At 39.5% G+C, this 20,463-nt stretch carries 16 protein-coding genes and 1 pseudogene; 10 read left to right on the top strand and 7 right to left on the bottom strand.

Annotation, left to right across the window (positions count from 1 at the left end; genetic code table 11):
• Positions 1 to 3 precede the first annotated feature (3 nt).
• Positions 4 to 996 (bottom strand): hypothetical protein, encoded by a 993-nt coding sequence (locus tag F935_RS12325; RefSeq protein WP_016139214.1) that lies wholly within the window; start codon positions 994 to 996, stop codon positions 4 to 6.
• 158 nt (positions 997 to 1,154) lie between these two features.
• Here F935_RS12325 and pheS point away from each other — a divergent pair, with 158 nt between their 5' ends.
• From pheS to F935_RS12310, 3 genes are read left to right on the top strand one after another with little or no spacing between them, the layout of a single operon-like run.
• Positions 1,155 to 2,135 carry a phenylalanine--tRNA ligase subunit alpha gene (gene pheS / locus F935_RS12320; RefSeq protein WP_016139213.1) on the top strand — a complete coding sequence of 327 codons (981 nt, stop codon included), beginning with the start codon at positions 1,155 to 1,157 and terminating at the stop codon, positions 2,133 to 2,135.
• A 32-nt stretch (positions 2,136 to 2,167) separates the two neighbouring features.
• Complete coding sequence (gene pheT / locus F935_RS12315; protein ID WP_016139212.1) at positions 2,168 to 4,549, top strand: phenylalanine--tRNA ligase subunit beta; 2,382 nt, start codon at positions 2,168 to 2,170, stop codon at positions 4,547 to 4,549.
• Positions 4,546 to 4,842, top strand: coding sequence for an integration host factor subunit alpha (locus F935_RS12310; protein ID WP_000126166.1), 297 nt, complete (start codon positions 4,546 to 4,548; stop codon positions 4,840 to 4,842). The genes pheT and F935_RS12310 overlap by 4 nt, the downstream gene beginning before the upstream one ends.
• A gap of 156 nt (positions 4,843 to 4,998) precedes the next feature.
• On the opposite strand, the gene F935_RS12305 is transcribed toward F935_RS12310, so the two are convergent.
• On the bottom strand, positions 4,999 to 5,229 hold the full coding sequence (locus tag F935_RS12305; RefSeq protein WP_016139211.1) for a hypothetical protein: 231 nt from the start codon (positions 5,227 to 5,229) through the stop codon (positions 4,999 to 5,001).
• Positions 5,230 to 5,323: 94 nt separating this feature from the next.
• Between F935_RS12305 and F935_RS19085 the strand changes: the two are divergent.
• Positions 5,324 to 5,446: pseudogene (locus tag F935_RS19085) on the top strand (hypothetical protein); the annotation flags it as partial.
• 194 nt (positions 5,447 to 5,640) lie between these two features.
• On the opposite strand, the gene rho reads toward F935_RS19085, so the two are convergent.
• Positions 5,641 to 6,909 carry a transcription termination factor Rho gene (rho, locus tag F935_RS12295; RefSeq protein WP_016139209.1) on the bottom strand — a complete coding sequence of 423 codons (1,269 nt, stop codon included), beginning with the start codon at positions 6,907 to 6,909 and terminating at the stop codon, positions 5,641 to 5,643.
• A gap of 322 nt (positions 6,910 to 7,231) precedes the next feature.
• Complete coding sequence (gene trxA, locus F935_RS12290; protein ID WP_003655060.1) at positions 7,232 to 7,558, bottom strand: thioredoxin; 327 nt, start codon at positions 7,556 to 7,558, stop codon at positions 7,232 to 7,234.
• A gap of 277 nt (positions 7,559 to 7,835) precedes the next feature.
• Here trxA and ppx point away from each other — a divergent pair, with 277 nt between their 5' ends.
• The 5 genes from ppx to F935_RS12265 are packed head-to-tail and all read left to right on the top strand — an operon-like array spanning position 7,836 to position 12,935.
• Positions 7,836 to 9,356, top strand: coding sequence for an exopolyphosphatase (gene ppx, locus F935_RS12285; protein ID WP_016139208.1), 1,521 nt, complete (start codon positions 7,836 to 7,838; stop codon positions 9,354 to 9,356).
• A gap of 18 nt (positions 9,357 to 9,374) precedes the next feature.
• Positions 9,375 to 10,196, top strand: coding sequence for an acetyl-CoA carboxylase carboxyltransferase subunit alpha (locus F935_RS12280; RefSeq protein WP_003655062.1), 822 nt, complete (start codon positions 9,375 to 9,377; stop codon positions 10,194 to 10,196).
• Positions 10,133 to 11,536, top strand: coding sequence for a tRNA lysidine(34) synthetase TilS (gene tilS, locus F935_RS12275; RefSeq protein WP_080645601.1), 1,404 nt, complete (start codon positions 10,133 to 10,135; stop codon positions 11,534 to 11,536). Before F935_RS12280 ends, tilS begins: the two co-directional genes overlap by 64 nt.
• Complete coding sequence (proC, locus tag F935_RS12270; protein ID WP_080645600.1) at positions 11,508 to 12,344, top strand: pyrroline-5-carboxylate reductase; 837 nt, start codon at positions 11,508 to 11,510, stop codon at positions 12,342 to 12,344. The genes tilS and proC overlap by 29 nt, the downstream gene beginning before the upstream one ends.
• A 21-nt stretch (positions 12,345 to 12,365) precedes the next feature.
• Complete coding sequence (locus tag F935_RS12265) at positions 12,366 to 12,935, top strand: YggT family protein (RefSeq protein ID WP_004794512.1); 570 nt, start codon at positions 12,366 to 12,368, stop codon at positions 12,933 to 12,935.
• A gap of 55 nt (positions 12,936 to 12,990) precedes the next feature.
• Here F935_RS12265 and polA read toward each other — a convergent pair whose 3' ends face one another.
• A complete protein-coding gene (gene polA, locus F935_RS12260; protein WP_016139205.1) occupies positions 12,991 to 15,762 on the bottom strand; it encodes a DNA polymerase I in 2,772 nt (923 codons plus the stop codon).
• A 154-nt stretch (positions 15,763 to 15,916) separates the two neighbouring features.
• Between polA and F935_RS12255 the strand changes: the two genes are divergently transcribed.
• The gene (locus tag F935_RS12255) at positions 15,917 to 18,721 is read left to right on the top strand and encodes a DUF2339 domain-containing protein (RefSeq protein WP_016139204.1); all 2,805 of its coding nucleotides are present in this window, start codon (positions 15,917 to 15,919) and stop codon (positions 18,719 to 18,721) included.
• On the opposite strand, the gene F935_RS12250 is transcribed toward F935_RS12255, so the two are convergent.
• Together F935_RS12250 and F935_RS12245 are read right to left on the bottom strand one after the other, a co-directional pair.
• Complete coding sequence (locus F935_RS12250; RefSeq protein WP_016139203.1) at positions 18,711 to 19,628, bottom strand: mechanosensitive ion channel family protein; 918 nt, start codon at positions 19,626 to 19,628, stop codon at positions 18,711 to 18,713. The genes F935_RS12255 and F935_RS12250 overlap by 11 nt on opposite strands.
• A gap of 9 nt (positions 19,629 to 19,637) precedes the next feature.
• Positions 19,638 to 20,459: a hypothetical protein gene (locus tag F935_RS12245; protein ID WP_016139202.1), complete on the bottom strand. Its 822-nt coding sequence runs from the start codon at positions 20,457 to 20,459 to the stop codon at positions 19,638 to 19,640.
• Positions 20,460 to 20,463: the final 4 nt, after the last annotated feature.

The raw sequence follows: 20,463 nt of genomic DNA, 5'->3' as shown, positions 1-20,463 counted from the left end.
AAGTTAAAGCCCAAAATAATAAGCCAGAGCACAAATAATAATCGTTAGAATAATCAGCTTAATAACGCCTGAACCAGTGCCTTTATGGTGGTGAGATTTCACATGTTGTGGGTTTTCATTTGATTGCTCGAATGGGGAGGCTTTAACTACAGGTACGATCTGAGCTGTTTGGTAGTGATTAGCAGCTTTAACAATAAGTTTGGCAAACAAATCATCAGTTTTTTGCGTAAAATTTCTTAAATTAATAAGTTGTTCTTGGTCTAGCTCTTCTCCTAACGGATCATTTGCAAGGCGTTTTTTTTGCTCTAAATAATTGGCTAATGCTTGAGTGCGAGCTAAAAGTTGATGAGCATAATCAGCAGGATAATTCTCTGGCATTAAAGCAAGTCTTGGTTCTTGGCTCGTAATGCTTGTACCATCAAAATGAGCTTTTTGAAATTCTGGTTCCTCAAAACCTGCTGCATATTTACTACGAAATAATTCACTCTCCATAAAGTCAGCTATTTCTTGCCATGGCGGATTTTTTAAATCAGCTTCAATTTTTTTTGATAATTTTTCATTGAGTTCAAAACGCCAGAAAGTTTCTAAATGAAGCTCACAGGTTTGTGAAGCAGGGGCTTCAAACTCATTATCATTGTTATACCATTCAGCAAGTTCCTGGCCAAAAATCCAGGCAAATTTCTTATCATTTTGATGGCTAACGATAAAATGGGTATAAGGTAAAAGCTCAACGTTGCTGTTTGGATTTTGCTCTTCATTTAGAAGGCTTGATAAATGTAAACTGAGCTGAGTGGTGCCTTGTTTTTTTAGCGCTTCTAGCCAAACTTGAAAGTGTTGAGCGAGTAAATGCTGAGAAGCTAAGTCACGAAATTGAAAACTATGGTGGTCAAAAATATGATGTTGTCGCCATTGGGTAAAGCTTAAGTTTTGACGGAGGTATTCATTACCATATGTTACAAGCGTAAGTTGTTGTTTCCAAATTTGATTGAGCGCCATAATAGTTGATCTCATTGACGATGCTATTATCTTATACGTTTTATCTTTTTGTTGCCTAATACATTTTTCATGATGGATAAACTTCATCAATCTGATGAAAAACTGTTAGAATGCAGTGTTTTATTATATTTTTTTAATTTGTTGCTTTGAGAGTTAATATGTCACTGGAAGCCCTGACCACAGAAGCGCTTGCTGCCATTGCAGCAGCTCAAGACCTTGTTGCACTTGATCAGGTGCGTGTGCAATTTACAGGGAAAAAAAGCCAGCTTGCAGAACAATCGAAAGCATTAGGGAAAATGGACCCTGAAGAACGCAAAGTACAAGGTGCTGCGATTCATGCTGTTCGAGAAACAATTAATACTGCTTTAACAGAACGTCAAGCGGGATTACAGCAGGCAGCACTTGAGCAAAAGCTAGCAAGTGAAACGATTGATGTTACTTTGCCGGGCCGCGGTCAACGCGTTGGTACAGTTCACCCTGTTACTCAAGTACAAGAAAGAATTTGTCAGTTCTTCACTAAAGCTGGTTTTACAGTTGCGACTGGTCCAGAAGTTGAAGATGACTATCATAATTTTGAAGCATTAAATATTCCTGGTCACCATCCAGCGCGTGCTATGCACGATACTTTCTATTTTGATGCCACTCATTTACTGCGTACGCACACGTCTGGTGTACAGATTCGTACAATGGAAACAAGTGAGCCACCAATCCGTATCGTATGTCCAGGCCGTGTTTATCGTTGTGACTCAGATCAAACGCATTCGCCAATGTTCCATCAGATCGAAGGTTTATACGTTGCTGAGAACACCAGCTTTGCTGAATTAAAAGGTTTATTAATTAACCTGCTGAATGAATTTTTTGAAAAAGATTTAAAGGTACGTTTCCGTCCATCATATTTCCCGTTTACTGAGCCAAGTGCAGAAGTAGATATTATGGATGAACGTGGCCGTTGGTTAGAAGTTTTAGGCTGTGGCATGGTGCATCCAAATGTATTAAGTGCCGCGGGTATTGATCCTGATAAATACAAAGGCTTTGCTTTTGGTTTAGGGGTAGAGCGCTTTGCTATGTTGCGTTATGGCATTAATGACTTGCGTATGTTCTATCAAAATGATGTGCGTTTCTTACGCCAATTTGCCTAACAGTTTTTCAGGATTAAAAAAGGTTTATAAAGATGAAGATTAGCGAAAATTGGCTACGTACATGGGTTAATCCGGCAATTGATAGCGATACATTATCTGATCAGTTGACGATGCTTGGTCTTGAAGTTGATGAATTGGCACCTGTTGCTAAACCATTTACAGGCGTTGTAATCGGTGAAGTGCTCACTGTTGAGCAGCACCCTGATGCAGATCGTCTACGTGTTACAACAGTGAATATTGGTTCGGGTGAGCCTTTACAAATTGTATGTGGTGCACCGAACGTTCGTGCTGGAATGAAAGCTCCAGTTGCAACTATTGGGGCGGTATTACCTGGCGATTTTAAAATCAAAAAAGGTAAACTTCGTGGAATTGAATCACAAGGAATGCTTTGTGGTGCTTCTGAGATTGATCTTGAAGATAAAATCGATGGCTTGCTCGAACTGCCAGCTGATGCTCCAGTAGGAGTAAATATCCGTGAATACTTAAAACTTGACGACAATGTCATTGATATCAGCATTACGCCAAACCGTGGTGACTGTTTTAGTATTCGTGGTATTGCCCGTGAAATTGCAGTTATTAATCAACTGCAAATGAATGAACCTGTAATTAACACGGTTGATGCCACCATTACTGATGAGAAAAAAGTAGTTATCAGTACTGAAGGTGCTCCGCGTTATTTAGGGCGTGTCGTTAAAAATGTTAATATAAAAGCTGCTACTCCTGAGTGGATGGCACAGGCTTTATCACGTTCAGGAATCCGTACTCATAGTATTTTGGTTGATGTGACCAACTATGTCTTAATGGAATTGGGTCAACCAATGCATGCATTCGATTTGTCTAAAATCGAAGGGACTGTACATGTTCGTCAAGCAACACAACAAGAAAAGTTACAACTTCTGAATGATCAAGAAGTTGAGTTGCAAGAAGATATAATGGTGATTGCTGATGACCAAAAAGCTCTAGCAATTGCTGGAATTATGGGTGGTTTAGCATCAAGTGTAATCGATGATACGACTGATATCTTCCTGGAAAGTGCTTTCTTCGCTCCACTCGCGATTGCTGGTCGTGCTCGTCGTTTTGGCTTGCATACCGACTCTTCGCAGCGTTATGAACGCGGTGTAGATTTCGAATTACCTTTAATTGCGATGAATCGTGCTTCTCAACTTATTCAAGAGTTAGCAGGCGGCGAGTTTGGTCCAATTACTGTAGCTGAAAAAACTGATCTACTGCCTAAGCGTGAAGCAATTGAACTGAAACAAGCTCAGGTAGACCAATTATTGGGATATCAAGTTGCGGGTGAGTTCATTGCAGATGCTTTAACTCGACTAGGGTGTAAGGTAACAGTTAAGGCTGAAGGTGAATGGAGTGTAGTACCACCATCACATCGCTATGACATGGCTATTTATCAAGACTTAATTGAAGAAGTAGCGCGTATTGATGGCTATGACAATATCCAGATTAGCTTACCAAGCATGGATGTTAAATTTGCTAAATACCAAGATCGTTTTGAACTCAATGAGCTGCGTCAAACGATCGTGACGTTAGGTTATCAAGAAGCAATTAGCTTTAGTTTTGCTGATGCGAAACTTGAAAAGCAATTAAATCCTGAAGTTAAGCCACTGATGCTAGCAAATCCAATTTCAAGTGATTTGGCTGCAATGCGTAGTACTTTACTTTCTAGCTTAATTCCTTGCGTACAATATAATCTTAATCGTCAGCAAAGTCGTGTTCGTTTCTTCGAATTCGGGCTGCGTTTTGATTATCAAAATGCTAAGAACATTGACGACTTAAAACAGACTCCTACCTTAGCTTTGGTTGCAGTCGGTTCGCAAGAACCAGAATCATGGCATGTTAAGCCTCAACCAATGGATTTCTTTGATTTCAAAGGTGAGGTGGAGGAAGTTTTAGCTGCTGGTCGTGTTAAAGTTGAATATGTACGTTCTGAGCGTGCTTGGTTGCACCCAGGACAATCTGCTGAGATCTTGGTGGAAGGTAAATCAATTGGTTACTTAGGTCGCTTGCACCCGTCTTTGGAGAATGAGCTAGATTTGAGCACAACTTGGGTTGCTGAGCTTGATCAAGACGCGGTTTTGCAATCTTATGTATCTAATTTTACAGAATTATCACGTTTTCCTTCGGTTAGACGTGATATTGCGCTTTTAATCTCTGATAATATAAATGTTAGAGATATTCAGCAGTTAATCGAACAAACTGGTGGAGAGCTTTTAGACTCTACATGGTTATTCGATGTGTATACGGGGCAGGGTGTCGAAGAAGGTAAACGCTCATTAGCGTTTGCATTATTATGGCAACATCCTTCACGTACGCTTGAAGATGCTGAAATTAAATCTGGTATGGACAATATAATCCAAGTGTTAGAAAACACTTATCAAGCGACATTGAGGGCCTCATGACAGCATTAACTAAAGCAGACATGGCTGATCATTTAAGTGAGTTAACCAGCTTAAATCGCCGTGAAGCAAAACAAATGGTCGAGTTGTTCTTCGACGAAATTAGCCAAGCACTTATTGCAGGGGAGCAGGTTAAGCTCTCTGGTTTCGGTAATTTTGAGTTAAGAGATAAACGCGAACGCCCAGGACGTAATCCTAAAACAGGTGAAGAAATTCCAATTTCAGCACGTAGGGTAGTGACCTTTAGAGCAGGTCAGAAGTTTAGACAACGCGTTGGAAATGAGCAGATCGATTGATCTGCTTTTTTTACTTATAATTAGACAGCTTTATTTAATTAGGATGTGATGTCAATTTATCTAGATAGATTAAGCAAAGTAATTTTAGGAATATAAAATTTAGGCGTAAAAAAAGAGGACATAATGTCCTCTTTTTTTTCTAATCTAATATATAGATTAGTGTGCAGCAGAAGCAGCAACAGGTGCAGAAGCAGCAGGTGCAGAAGCAGCAGCATCAACAGCTGTAGAAGCAGCAGTAGCAGCTTCAGAAGCAGCAGAAGCAGCAGTAGAAGCAGCAGCTACAGCTTCAGAAGCAGCAGCAGCAGGAGCTTCTTCTTTCTTAGAACAACCAACGAAAGCTAAAGTAGCAGCTACAGCAGCAACGGCAGCAAATTTTTTGAATAACATGGCATCACTCTCACAAAAAAGATTTGAGATTAAAAAAACCTAAGTTGGACTGTTTTGCTTTTATTATTCCTAAAACGTAGCTAGGTAACAACGCATGGAGCAGTCTAACTGGTCTGCCGCTATGCTATCACTGCAAATGCTGAAATACTACTGCCGTTTGTCAAAAAAACGTATGAAAACGAGAAAAACAGTCTGTTTTTTAACAGAAAAAAACAATCAATCGGCTCGAGTGTATTGGAAAGGTAAAAGTAAGCTATTAAAAAACTTATTTTTTTTTGATTTAAAAATAATTATTATCAAAAGCTTATAAATAATTTTACATAAAAAACTGCAAAATGTATTTTTGTGTAAAGCTTGTCAACCAAATAAAAAGCCACTCAAAAGAGTGGCTTTTTATTGAAGATTAATCGATTAAGTTGAAGCTTTACGCTTCATTTGATCGAAGAAATCATCATTTGTTTTGGTTTCTTTCATACGATCAAGTAAGAATTCCATTGCCGCCAACTCATCCATAGGATGAAGGAGCTTACGGAGGATCCATACTTTACGTAAGTTATCATCATCCATTAAACGCTCTTCACGACGGGTGCCAGATTTCTTAATATTCATGGCAGGGAAGACGCGTTTTTCAGCAATACGGCGATCAAGAGTAATCTCTTGGTTACCTGTACCTTTGAATTCTTCATAAATTACGTCATCCATTTTACTGCCTGTTTCAATCAAAGCAGTTGAGATGATCGTAAGAGATCCACCTTCTTCAATATTACGTGCAGCACCGAAGAAGCGTTTAGGGCGCTCTAATGCATGAGCATCTATACCACCAGTTAATACTTTACCTGATGAAGGAATGACGGTGTTATATGCACGCGCTAAACGGGTAATTGAGTCAAGCAGAATCACAACGTCTTTTTTGTGTTCAACAAGACGTTTTGCTTTTTCAATAACCATTTCTGCAACTTGTACGTGGCGAGCAGGAGCTTCATCGAAAGTTGAAGCAATGACTTCACCGCGAACAGTACGTTCCATTTCGGTTACTTCTTCTGGACGCTCGTCAATTAATAAAACCATCAGGAATACTTCAGGATTATTTCTAACAATAGATTGAGCAATATTTTGAAGTAACATTGTTTTACCCGCTTTTGGCGGTGCAACAATAATAGAACGTTGACCTTTACCAATTGGCGCAACTAAGTCAACGACACGAGCAGTTAAGTCTTCTGTCGTACCATTACCGAGTTCCATAACCAATTGTTCGGTTGGGAAAAGGGGAGTTAAGTTTTCAAATAAAATTTTATTTCGAGAATTTTCTGGCGTGTCGTAGTTAATCTGGTTAACTTTGAGCAACGCAAAATAACGCTCACCTTCTTTTGGAGGGCGAATAGTACCTGTGATGGTATCGCCTGTACGCAAGTTAAAGCGTCGGATTTGTGAGGGACTCACATAAATATCATCCGGACCTGCTAAATACGAACCTGCGGCAGAGCGCAAAAAACCAAAACCATCAGAGAGAATTTCAAGAACGCCATCACCAAAAATTTCTTCGCCATTCATTGCATGGCGTTTCAAAATGGCAAAGATAATATCTTGCTTTCGGTTACGAGCCATACCTTCCAGGCCCATAAATTCAGCAATTTTAATTAATTCACCAATTGGTTTTTTCTTGAGTTCAGTTAAATTCATAAGGGTCAGAATTAGGAAAGAGTAGAGTGTGGTTTAAAAAGAAGAAAAATCGCTCGCATACAAAAAAGATTATCGCAATTGTATTTACACAATAACAATTCAGAAGTCTGATTGATTGTTTCGAAGAAAAATGTGAAAAAACAATTTCTGTTGCCGAGTGGCGATCTTTATGTTTGTGTCTTGTAAGAAGCCGGACGAAGATGATTCCCTTCAGTGCCTCTTGAGCATGCAATATAAGCTAGCTTAGTCAATTTGTCAATTTATAGCCGAAAAAAATACGCTATAAAAAAGTATAGCGTATTTTCATTCTTAGCATTTTGACTTAAACATTTTCATCAATAAAGCTAACAAGTTTAGAGCGAGGCACAGCACCAATTTGTTGAGCTACGACTTCACCATTTTTGAAAAGTAATAAAGCAGGAATATTACGGATATTGTATTTCACTGCAATATCTTCGCAAGAAGTCACATCAACTTTAACAATTTTTACTTTACCAGCATATTCACTTGATAAGTCTTCAAGAACAGGTGCAATTGCTTTACACGGCGCACACCAACCTGCCCAGAAGTCAACAAGTACAGGTGTTTCAGCGTCTAGAACATCTGCTTGGAAGTTATCATCAGTTGTATTTACAATAGTCGCAGACATGGTACGGCTCCAATTTTTAGAAAAAGTGCTATTACTACAGGAGAAATTATCTCTATCAGTATTACATAGCTACTTAGTTCAATGTAAGGGTTTGATGCTATTATTCAAGGCTTCACTAAATTTGTCTAATGGATGCTCACGATATTCATCATCGACTTGTACAATCAACTCATAAATAGAAAAATATAAATGACAGTTAATTGTTGATGAAAATGGCTTTTCAATTGCATTCGTGTGAATTACTCTAGGCGTGAATTGTTATGGGTTTAGTTCAATAATGTCTGACTTTTTGATTGATGAAGAATTACTTGCCGCCATAGATATGGGGTCGAACAGCTTTCACCTTGCAATTGCACGGGTAGATCATGGCGAAGTTAAAAAAGTTGCTTCGATGTCAGAAAAAGTACAGCTTGCAGCTGGTCTGGATGAAAATAAAAATTTAACGGAAGCCGCCCAGCAACGTGGTTTGGCATGTCTAGCCCGTTTTGTTGGAAGATTGAGTTCTGTTCAAGCTAATCGTTTACGAATTGTAGCTACTAATGCCTTGCGTCAGGCAAAAAATGGTCATGAATTTATTCAAAAAGCTGCAGAAATTTTACCTAAACCTATTGAAATTATTGCGGGACGAGAAGAAGCCCGTCTGATTTATTTGGGCGTATCGCATACTATGGCTAATGGTGGGCGTCGCTTAGTTGTTGATATTGGTGGTGGTTCTACCGAATTTATTATCGGTGAAGAGTTTGAACCTATTTACACCGAGTCATTGCAAATGGGTTGTGTGGCTTATACAACGGCCTACTTTTCTGATGGGGAAATTACCCAGAAATCATTTGATAAAGCAGTAGTTGCTGCCCGTAAAGAACTTTCCGCTATTGCAACAACTTATAAAATGGAAGGGTGGGATACAGTCGTTGGTTCAAGTGGAACGATTAAAGCCTGTCGCCAAATTATGGTCAATATGGGCTTAAGTGATGAACAAGAAAATCTCACTCGAGAAGGGCTATATAAACTTAAAGATAAATTACTTAAGTTTAAAAATGTTTCTGAAATTGATTTTGAAGGATTAAGAGAAGATCGACGAGCAGTTTTGCCAGCCGGATTGGCAATTTTGTACGCAGTTTTTGAAGTTCTAGAAATTGATCGTTTGGCATATTCTGATGGTGCATTACGCGAAGGTGTCATGTATGACCTATTAGGTCGATTTAAACATGAAGATATCCGCGACCGTAGTGTGCAAGCTCTAATGGGGCGTTATAATGCTGACCCTAAACAAGCAGAACGTGTTGTAAATACAGCACAACAATTATTTGATGGTGTCGCGAAATCTCTTAATTTAACGAGTGAAGACAGTGACTTACTGCGTCGATCAGCTTATTTGCATGAAATCGGTTTAGCAATTAGTCATGGGGGGTATCATCGCCACGGTGCTTATTTATTACAGCATTCTGATATTCCGGGTTTCTCGCAAATTGATCAAAATCATCTTTCACATTTAGTGGCTCACCATCGTCGTAAATTGCGAAATGATGTAAAAAACGAAATTTTGAAGGCTGGTGGTCATAAATTACTTTACTTAAGTTTATTACTTCGCCTAGCAGTTTTACTCAACCATAGTCGAAGTGATCAGATGCTTCCTGCCATTGAACTGACCATCATAAATGATCAACAATGGCAGCTTAGTGTTTCTGGTGATGCCAAACAATGGCCATTGTTAGTTGCCGACTTGCACGATGAGCAAGAGCAGTTTAAGCATTGGGACATTGAATTGAATATTCAGTCGGAAAAATTTATCGATTAAAGGGATAATATTCGACCTATGAAAAAATCTACTCAGTCCAAAGCTTGGACAACGGTTCAAATTGCACGTCATCCTGAACGTCCGCAGTTTCTAGATTATGTCGGTGAAATCTTTACAGAGTTTGACGCCTTGCATGGTGATCGTTTGTTTGGTGACGATGGTGCGATGGTAGGTGGTCTTGCTCGTTTTGACGGTCAACCTGTGATGGTCATTGGACAACACCGTGGTCGTAGTACCCGTGAAAAATTAAAGCATAACTTCGGTATGGCTAACCCTGAAGGTTACCGTAAATCTCAACGCCTATTAGATATGGCTGAGCGTTTTAACCTTCCGGTCTTCACTTTTATTGATACGATGGGTGCTTACCCAGGTGTTGGTGCTGAAGAGCGTGGACAAGCCGAAGCAATTGCAACTAGCCTTGCTCAACTTTCACGCTTGAAAGTTCCTGTTGTTGCAACAGTACTGGGTGAAGGTGGTTCTGGTGGTGCTTTAGGTATTGGTGTTGCTGACAGAGTCATTATGTTGTCACACAGTATTTATTCAGTGATTTCACCAGAAGGCTGCGCATCTATTTTATGGAAGACTGCTGAAAAAGCAGCTCAAGCGAGCGAAGCTTTAGGTTTGACAGCAGACAAATTACAATCTCTAGGTATTGTTGAATATGTAGTAGATGAAGGCGAAGGGGCACATTTAGATCCTGAGCAAGTCATGCAAAACCTAAAAGTAGTTCTGAAGCAAGCTTTGGATGAATTGCTACCACTGGATGCAAATGAACGATGCGAAGCACGTTATCAACGTTTAATGAAGTTTGGCAGCGCAAATTTAGGCATAATGTCTTAAAGCAGGCTCAACTGTTTTCAGAAAATAGTTCTTTTCTTATTGGATGTAGTGGCGGCATGGATTCTATGCTGCTGCTACATTTGATGTCTCAAATTTTCCCTCAAAAGATCCGAGCAATTTATATCGACCATCAACTGCAATCACAAAGTGCAGAATGGGGGAAACTAGTCGCTGAACAAGCTAATCGCTTAGATATTCCTTATATTATTCAAAAAGTTCAGGTTAACGATGGTAATTTGGAAGCTCAAGCGCGTCAGGCACGTTATCAATCTTATCGACAGCATTTGCAAACAAATGAAACTTTAGTACTCGCTCATCATCAGCAAGATCAGGCTGAAACGGTCATACTCCGTTTATTATCGGGTGCAGGTGTTGATGGATTAGCTGCTATGCAGTCTGTGGATTACCGTGTAGACATGACGATTTGGCGTCCTTTTTTAGACTTATCTCGTGAGCAAATTGCTGATTGGACTACTCAACTTGAAATTGAGTATGTAAATGACCCGACAAATTACGATATTCATTATGATCGGGCATGGTCGCGTGAGGAACTTTGGCCATTTTTACAAAACCGATTCCCTAAAATGCAGCAAGCACTGAGCCGAACCAGCTATTTGATGCAAGATGCTTCTGAAATTTTAGAAGAAGTTTTAAAAGTTGATTTAAAACATTGTGGTACGGCTGAGTGTTTAGACTTAACTAAACTTTTAGATTTATCAGCTGCCCGTCAACGTCAATTGCTTTCAGTATGGATGAAAGGTGATGGGCAATATCGACCTGCATTTGAAATGGTAGAACGTTTAAAAAATGAAGTGATTGATTCAAAGTCTGATGCACAGGCAGCATTACACTGGAATCAGTTTTATTATGTCCGTTATCAACAACATCTTTATAGATTGAGTAAGCAGGTTTTTCTTGCTGAAACATTAAATCCAGTTGAAGCTGAATCAGAGCGTTATTTCCAAATGGGGGAAATAGTGCAGTACGCTTCAGGAAATTTTCAGATTACACAGAAAAATATTGGTTTGGCTCCATCTTTATTAAATAAAAAACTGACAATCATTCGACGCCAAGGTGGAGAAAAAATCCATTTATATGGTCGTGTTGGCCAGTGGCCTTTAAAAAAAGCAATTCAAGAAGCACATATTTTGCCTTGGCTTCGTCATACAATTCAAATATTAGTCATAGATAATGTTATGCTTGGGGTTTTTACACCGAAAGGATTTTGGTTGGCTCAGTCTCCGTATTGTGAGCAAGGAGGATGGCAACCAGATTTAATTTCTTATTCTTGTAATCTGGTAAATGGCGAATATGGTTATGGCAAGTGCAGTAAATTGTAATATCTGTTTTATTGGTGGCGGTAATATGGCCCAAGCTTTAATTGGCGGGCTCATTTCAAGAGGTTTACCACCGACACGTATTACTGTTTCAGATCCTGTTGAGCAGATCCGTCAATTATTACAAGAGAAAGAAGTCCACGTAACACAAGATAATGTGGCTGCAATTCAAAATGCTGATGTTGTCGTACTTGCGGTAAAACCCCAAGTTTTGGCGACTGTTTTACGTCCGTTGAAAGGTCTTTTATCAGATAAATTGGTCATTTCAATTATTGCTGGTGCTGAAATTCAAACGATATCAAATTTAATTGATAGCGATCGAATCGTTCGGGTGATGCCGAATACACCAGCTCTGGTTCAAACAGGTGCGCACGGTATCTATGCAAATGATGTAGTCGGTGCTTCGGATCGTGAATTAACAAGTCAGATTTTAGCGGCCACAGGCTTAACAATTTGGGTAAACTCCGAAGCTCAAATTGATGTGGTAACAGCAGTTTCTGGTTCAGGCCCTGCATATTTTTTCTATCTGATGGAAAGTATGATCCGTGCGGGTAAAAATTTAGGACTGGATGAAAAAGTTGCAACCGCTTTAACTCTTCAAACGGCGTTAGGTGCAGCTCAAATGGCAATTACTAGTTCAAATACTCCATCTGAACTTCGTAAGAATGTGACATCGCCAAATGGTACAACACAAGCTGCACTTGAAGTTTTTGACCGTGCACAAATCTCCCAAAATATTCAATCTGCATTGGCTGCTGCTCAGAAGCGTAGCCAAGAATTGGCTCAAGAATTGAGTGACAGTGCGAAATAGCTTAAATAGGATAAGACAACTATGGGTGCAAATTCTGCGCTAATTTTTGGAATTTTAATTAATGTCGCGATTTTATTGGTCTTTTTCCGTTTTTTAATGCAATTGGCGGCAGTAAGTCCTTATAATCCTGTGGTTTTATCGACCGTAAAGGCGACTAAGATTGTTGATATTTTTGGCCGAATTTTTCCGACGGTCGCAAAAGGCCGATTTAATTTAGCTGCGTTGGCTCTTTTAATTATTTTGTATTTACTGAAAATTTTCGGTGTGATGTATCTTTCTGGCTCTATGCCAAATAGTCCGATTCATTTAGTGATTCTGACATTTGTGACTATGATTCAGGACTTGATCCGTTTCTGCCGTTATTTAATTTTTGCAACAATCATTTTGAGTTGGGTAGTTATGTTCACTCAATCTCGTTCACCTTATATTGAGGTGATTCAAGATTTAGCCGAACCATTACTCGCGCCATTCCGTCGCTTATTGCCGAATATGGGAATGATTGACTTATCGCCAATTTTGGCATTTTTGGCGCTCTATATTGCCGAGATTTTAATGAATGAAGTCGCTAAAGTTCTCTTAACAGGTCTTTAAGCTGACTCAATAAAAAAAGGGCTGTATTTCACAGCCCTTTTTTTATTTCTATTAATTAATGGGCATCATCCCAGTTTAGTCCTTGTCCTACTTCAACCACTAAAGGCACGGAAATTTCTACAACAGATTCCATGACTTTTGCGATTTGCTTAGAAAGCTCATCAGCAATATTTTGATCGGCTTCAAATACTAATTCATCGTGTACCTGAAGTAGTAGCTTTGCTTGATCTTTTGGCAAGATTTTATCAACTTCAATCATCGCAATTTTAATAATATCAGCTGCACTACCTTGTAAAGGCGCATTGATCGCCGCACGTTCGGCAGCCTTACGCACCATCACATTTCTTGCATCAATATCTGGCGTATAAAGACGACGACCTAAAATAGTTTCAACAAAACCTTGCTCTGATGCAACTTGACGCGTGCGTTGCATATATTCATAGATGCCAGGATAGCGTTGGAAATATTGCTTAATATAGTTTTGTGACTCTTGACGTGTGAAACCTAACTGACGAATCAAGCCAAACTCAGACATACCATAAAGTAGACCAAAGTTTACTGCCTTGGCTTGACGACGTTGATCATTGGTTACATCTTCAATTGCAATACCCAATACTTCTGCAGCAGTACGGCGGTGAACGTCTTGTCCGTGCTGAAATGCATGTACTAAAGCATCATCTTGAGAAAAATGTGCCATTAAACGTAGTTCAATTTGCGAGTAATCGGCAGCCAATAAAACTCGGCCTTCTGGTGCAATAAATGCTTTGCGAATCTGACGGCCAATTTGTCTACGAATTGGAATATTTTGTAGGTTAGGATCAGAAGAGGAGAGGCGGCCTGTGGCTGTGAGTGCTTGGTGATAGCTCGTATGTACACGGTGCGTATCGTTATGAGATTGCTCAACCAGACGGTCCGTATAGGTACTTTTTAGCTTTGCCAAACCACGATGTTCTAGAATAATTTCCGCTAAAGGATGTTCAATTTTTTCTAAAACACTTTCACTGGTGCTGTATTGTCCAGTTGCAGTTTTTTTACCGCCTTTGATTCCTAATTTATCAAATAGGATTTCACCTACTTGTTTAGGTGAAGCAATATTAAAAGTTTCATCTGCAATTTCCATGGCCTTGTTTTCAAGACCTTCCATAGTTTTTGCAAATTCAACACTTAATTTATCTAGGAATGCATGATCTAAACGAATGCCATCTTCTTCCATGCCTGACAAAATTCGGGCAACTGGCATTTCGATGTTATATAAAATATTTTCTAACTCAGGAAATGGCTTAAGTTTGTTTGAAAGTACTTCATACAAACGATAGGTCACATGCGCATCTTCTGCTGCATAGTGAGCAGCAACTTCAATCTCAATTTGATTAAAGGTTTTCTGCTTTGCACCTTTGCCAGCAATTTGTTCAAAAGTCGTTGTTAAATGGCTTAAGTAGACACGAGCTACATCATCCATGCCATGACGAGTTGCTGCTGCATTTAGTACATAAGATGCCAACATGCTATCGAAATACCAGCCTTTTAACTCAATTCCGTGGTTTGCAAAAATGTGTGCATCATATTTAAGATGATGACCGATTTTTTTAACCGCTTCATTTTCTAATACAGGCTTAATTTGAGCTAGAATTTGTTCACGGTCCAGTTGCTGCGGTGCATTTTCATAATTATGCGCTAAAGGCACATAATAAGCGTCTTGTGCATCAAAGGCGATTGAAAAACCAACCATCTCGGCAATACGGTAATCAAGACTTGTGGTTTCTGTATCAATGGCAAAATGATCAGCATTTTGCATACGTTGCAAGAGTTGATCCCATGCTTCTTGAGTTAAAACAGTATGATAATTTGCAGTTCCAAGCTGGTCATCTTGACTGGTTAGGCTTGCCTGATCTTCGGTTTCTATAGCGTCAGCTGGTTTAACTTCATCTTGAACGACTACTTGTGAAACTTGTTGTTTATAAGTAGAGCTGTTTGGATTATTTGGATGATCAAGCGACTGTAACTGATTTCTAAACTCAAGCTCAGTATATAAGTTGCGTAAAGCGTCAACATTTGGATCGATAAGCTTTAATTCGTGCCAGTCGAGCTCTAAAGGAAGATCACACACAATGCTAGCTAACTGATGATCAAGCTTAATATTCTCTAAATTATCTTTGATATTTTGACTAATTTTGCCTTTAAGCTGGTCTGCATTGGCAATGATATTTTCTAAAGTGCCATATTCAGTCAGTAACTTAGCTGCTGTTTTTGCACCTATGCCTGGGACACCCATAATACCGTCGGATGCATCACCCATTAGCGTTAAATAGTCGATAATCTGATTTGGCCAAACGCCAAATTTTTCAAATACACCGTCGGTGTCCATTACGCGGTCTTTAAAGCTATCTTCGAGTTTGACATGATCATTGACGAGCTGAGCCATGTCTTTATCTCCTGTTGAGATAAGCACATGGTGGCCTTCGAGCACAGCACGTTTAGCAAGTGTACCGATAATGTCATCTGCTTCAGCGCCTGGAAGACTATATAAAGGAATCCCTTGAGCTTTAATCAATGCATGTAAATATGGAATTTGTTGAGCTAACTCTTCGGGCATACTCGGGCGGTCACCTTTATAGATCGGTGAAAGCTTATGACGGAAGGTTGGTTCGGGAGTGTCAAAAATGACTGCCATATGCGTCGGTTGCATACGACGCATAAGTTTTTGAATCGCAGAAATTGCTCCACGTATTGCATTGGTATGTAACCCTGTAGAGGTCGTCAATGGTGGTAATGCATGATATGCACGAAATAAAAAATACGACCCATCAACCAAGACAAATGGTGGCATTGAACAATTCCTTAATTTGAATTACGGGTATTTTACGTGAAAACGGCTATGAATGCAGGATTATGATTTTTGCAGTATTTTGTATGTATAAATATACGCTTGTATTGGCTTAAAGTAAGATGACATGTAATGAAGGTGTCATATTGCTAAGCCCATGTATAAAAAAGACAAACAGGGAATGATCATTGTTTTGATCGCTTTGACTTTGTTTTTAGCCATTTCAATTGGTTTTAAATTCCAGAGTGCTGTTGCTGCTTTATCTATTGCACTCGTGGTAGTACTGGTTCAGTTATTATCAAATCTGCATCAGCGTCTGACTCATTTAGAACAACAGGTTTCTCAGCAGAAAAAGCCACTTTATTCTATTCATATGCAAACAATAGTGATTTATGCAGCCGCCTTGGTTGCATTAGTTGCTTATATGAATCACTGGATGTGGATTGCTGGGGGGGCGTTACTGGTTTTATTGCTATGTTTGATTCAAACAATTAGTGCGTTTCATACTCGACTGTTATACCTCGAGTCAGTAAAACAAACTGCTCATGTAAATGAAACTCTACAAACAGAAATTATAACTCCAGCGGTAGTGCAAGTTGATTCCAATAGTACGGACAAGCTAATTCCTGTTGAAACATCAGTTTTAAATCAAGAAGAACAACCAGCCCATGTACAGAGTACATGGTGGCAACCAGCAGTCGACTGGATGGTCCATGGTAATCCAATTTTAAGAGTTGCCGTCGCTGTTCTCATGGTTGGGGTAGTGTTGTTATTGCGTTTCGCAAGCGAGCACTGGCAGCTCAGCTTAGGCGTAAAACTTGGTTTCATTGCGATTGCCGGAGGCGTATTAACAGCATTTGGTTATAGCTTGCAAAAGAAAAATCAGCTTTTTGCTGTGGCATTGCAGGGTGTAGGACTAGCTGTTGTATTCCTAACACTCGTGTTCTCGCATCATTTTGGTGTAATTGCCAATTTAACTACAGCCAGTATTCTGTTTACGATCTTATTGGCTATTACGGTATTCTTGAGTTTAAAACAACAAGCTATTTATTTGGCAATTTTAGCACTTGGGATGGCTTACGCAGCACCTTTAGTTATTCCCCAATATCGTCCAGATGTAGTCTTCCTATTTAGCTACTATTTGGTAATTAACTTAGCAGTTGCTGCTGTTAATTTTATTCAACCATGGAAAATCTTAAATCAGATTGCTTTCTTTGCCACGATGTTTATTGGCGGTAGTGCAATAGGTTTTTATGCAGAACCAGCAAAATTTGATACATTAGATTGGATTTTATGGCTACATATAGCCCTGTTTATTTGGCTTAGTGTTCGTTATAGCCAAAATATATCTCGAGTTTCAGTACGTGAACAAAAAGAAGGCATTCGTTTACCTCCGCTCTTAGATGTTGGTCTTATTTTTAGTGTGCCTGTACTAGGTTTCACACTGCATGCCTATTTAGTACATGAGTCTACCCAAGCGTTAACGATTGGTGCTGCTGTTTTGGCTGGTACCTATGCGGTATTAACTTTCTGGATCAAAAAGACACATCCTCAACTTTCAGTTCTGGCCAAAAGCTTTTTCATCCTCGCCGTTGCATTTTTTGCCTTAATCTTTCCACTCGCGAAAGGAGCACATTGGACTGCGATTGGTTGGGTTGCTCAAGGTACGGCCCTCATTGTATGGGGGGTAACTGAGCGGTACCGTTTAAGCCGATATATTGGTGTAATTTTAGTTTTACTTAGTTCAGTTGCATTGTTTTATCAATTTTGGGCGAATGCAGAGTTCCCGACGCTAAGCACAAGCATTTATGCAATTGCCCAATTCATTTCAGCCTTTTATTTATTGCAATACAACAGTAAAGAGCAACACTATTTTAGTGCCAGCATATTTAGCGGCATTTTCTTGTGTTTAGGGATGTATGCAGGCGCTATCGCTGGTATAGAAATTTTGACATGGCAACATCACGGCTTAAGTCCATATTTGATGATTGCGATACTATTATTATCAATATTTAGTGTAGTGGTTCATTACAAACTAAGGGTCCAATGGCAGAGCCTACAGTTAGGTTTAATTGGCCTGTTATTGTTGTTAATTTTGGGTGAAGCGTTTACTAGTCAAGTATTCAGCATGTTTAAATGGCTGAGTATGTTGCAGCAAGGTACTTTCCTCATCGCAGCAACGCTCCTTAGTGCTTTATTCATTATGGCTCAACCGCAGTCAGGTCAATTTGGATCTTTAAAGGTATGGGCTGCTTTAAGCTGGGTGGCATTAGCGACGGTTGGTTTGGCAATATTTCCACAAATGCCACTTGTTGCTCTGGCTTTCATACCTGTGACTTATTCCCTTTGTGTGTATAAAGCTCATAAAACGACATTGTTACATCAAATTCCAGTGTGGTGTTTAAGCTTACTTTGGTTGCTAGTAGTGAGCGTTGATCTGCATTCTGCAGAGTACCTTTACTTTGTTCCTTTGATTAACTTAACTGACTTCCTTTCAATTTCAGTATTTGCTGGTCTACTCTTTATTATTTATCAGCATGCTTTTGATCAAGATAAATCACTGGAGTGGACTTTTAAAATTACAACAATTCTAGTGGGGTTGTTGGTATTCAGTAGTGTGGTGGTCAGAGGCTTGCACCATTACTGGGCGACACCACTCTGGAGTGCTGCAATTTGGACAAATGGCTTGGTGCAGTTAAGTTTGACATTGCTCTGGGTTATTTTGGCATTCATTTTAACCACGTTCTCTAGCCGAAAAATGATTCGTCAATTGTGGTTTGTAGGTGCTGCACTTTTAGGAATTGTTGTATTAAAGCTGATTTTGCTCGATCTATCACAAAGTGCGACTTTAACTCGAGTCATTTCATTTATTGGAGCGGGTGGGGTAATGTTGATTATTGCTTATCTTGCGCCATTACCACCATCATCCGCTATACAGAAAAATGAAGAGCCTAAGCTTTAGGCTCTCGATTTAATTCTTTTTGATTACTGTATTGATCGATATCATCTTCAGCAAAAACATTAGATGGTCGATCAATCAATCCCATTTTAGGAACAGGAATTTCAATTCGGTTATCTAAAAATCCATTTCGAATTCTTTCTTGCATCTCATCCCGGACTTTTAAAGAGTTCTCTTGTCGACACCACATTGTAAATAAAAGCTCAATTGATGATTCTCTGAATGCGGTCACTGTAACAGCAGGCTTTGGGTCATCTAATACAAGAGGATAATGAGCTGCTACGTTAAGTAGAACCTCGCGAACTTTAATGATGTCTTCATGGAAGTTAATTGCAAGTGTAATTGGAATACGCCGTATTGGGTATTTAGATAAGTTGTGTACGGGGGCACGAATGAGTTGTTCGTTTGGCAAACGAATATAGACATTGTCTAATGTAAGCAGCTTAACCGAAAGTAAATCAATCGAGATCACTTCACCTTCGATGGTATTGCCACGAATCAGGGTGATTTGAATGGTATCACCGACTTCAAATGAACCTTCGCCAATCAAAAATAAACCACTAATTAAGTTACTGGCAGATGTTTGTGATGCGAAACCCAGCGCTACGGTTAAAATTCCTGCCGCGCCAAGAAATACACTGAGTTTAAAGCCAGCTTCTTTTAAACTCGTCATAATGAATAGTAAGAAAATAAAGTAAAAAATACCGCGGCGCCATACTAGACGTTGATGAGCATTAAAACGTGAGCCAATGGTTCTAATAAATGTATTTGAAATAATACGGGCAAGAACAAAACCAATAAAACACAGCACAACAGCGACTAAAATTTCACTAATACGTTCGGTATTGATATTGGTAAATATGCTTGTGAGGCTATCAGCGATATCCTTAGGAATACTTGTATCAGCCATATAAACCTCTTAAAAGAATGAATCAAACATATTGAATAATGCCCCACCAGGTGAACGTGGTGGGTGAACATAAGTCACTTCACCAGCAAGTGGTGGAGTACGATTTTCAATACGAATGCGTGCGGGACGATCAGAGCCTTCATAATAAACTTTAATTTGAGAAGTCCATAAACGACCAGTACTTTCACTATAAAAAAGAGGCAAAGCAGTAACGGGCACGTTCATGCGGTCAAAGCGCAATTGATGATTACTGGTGTTGTGAAAATCAATTGGGGTTACAGCACGAAAAGCACGTGGTGTTAACAAGTTCAAATCGGTACGCCCATCTACTGAAGTGGCATAACAAATTTCGCCTTGCTGAGCATTTGGGCCAAACCATGTATCTTTGGGCTGAATTAGAGGAATCTCAAACAAAGGCTCATGCTGACTTTCGACTAAACCGGCAATCCATAATGGTGTACTAATATAAAGAGTTCCGCGTTGTCCCGCAGGAATGTAGATCGGGTCAACAGGTTTAATTACTACGGAGCGGTCTGCCAGACGTGGCATCAGTAGGAATTCTGGATTAGTTTTCCGAAACATGTAGCGTTCTACTTGAACAGTATGCGGAAAGGCAAAATTCGGATCTGCGATTGGGTGCCAATCTTGCTCATTATCGTCTTGAAGAGATGGGCGATAATATTCGATACGCCATTCTTTTATACCGCGCGTTAGACGAAAAAGCATTGAACCAAATTGCCATGCTTTAGACTGATTAATTTCAAAGCGCTGTTCTCCCCACCATTTTAAGGAATTCTGGGGGCGAGGCTGATATTCATTATTTTCAAACAAGACG

Source organism: Acinetobacter calcoaceticus ANC 3811 (assembly GCF_000399665.1).
Lineage (GTDB): Bacteria > Pseudomonadota > Gammaproteobacteria > Pseudomonadales > Moraxellaceae > Acinetobacter > Acinetobacter calcoaceticus_B.
This window is presented reverse-complemented; position numbering and strand designations above follow the sequence as displayed.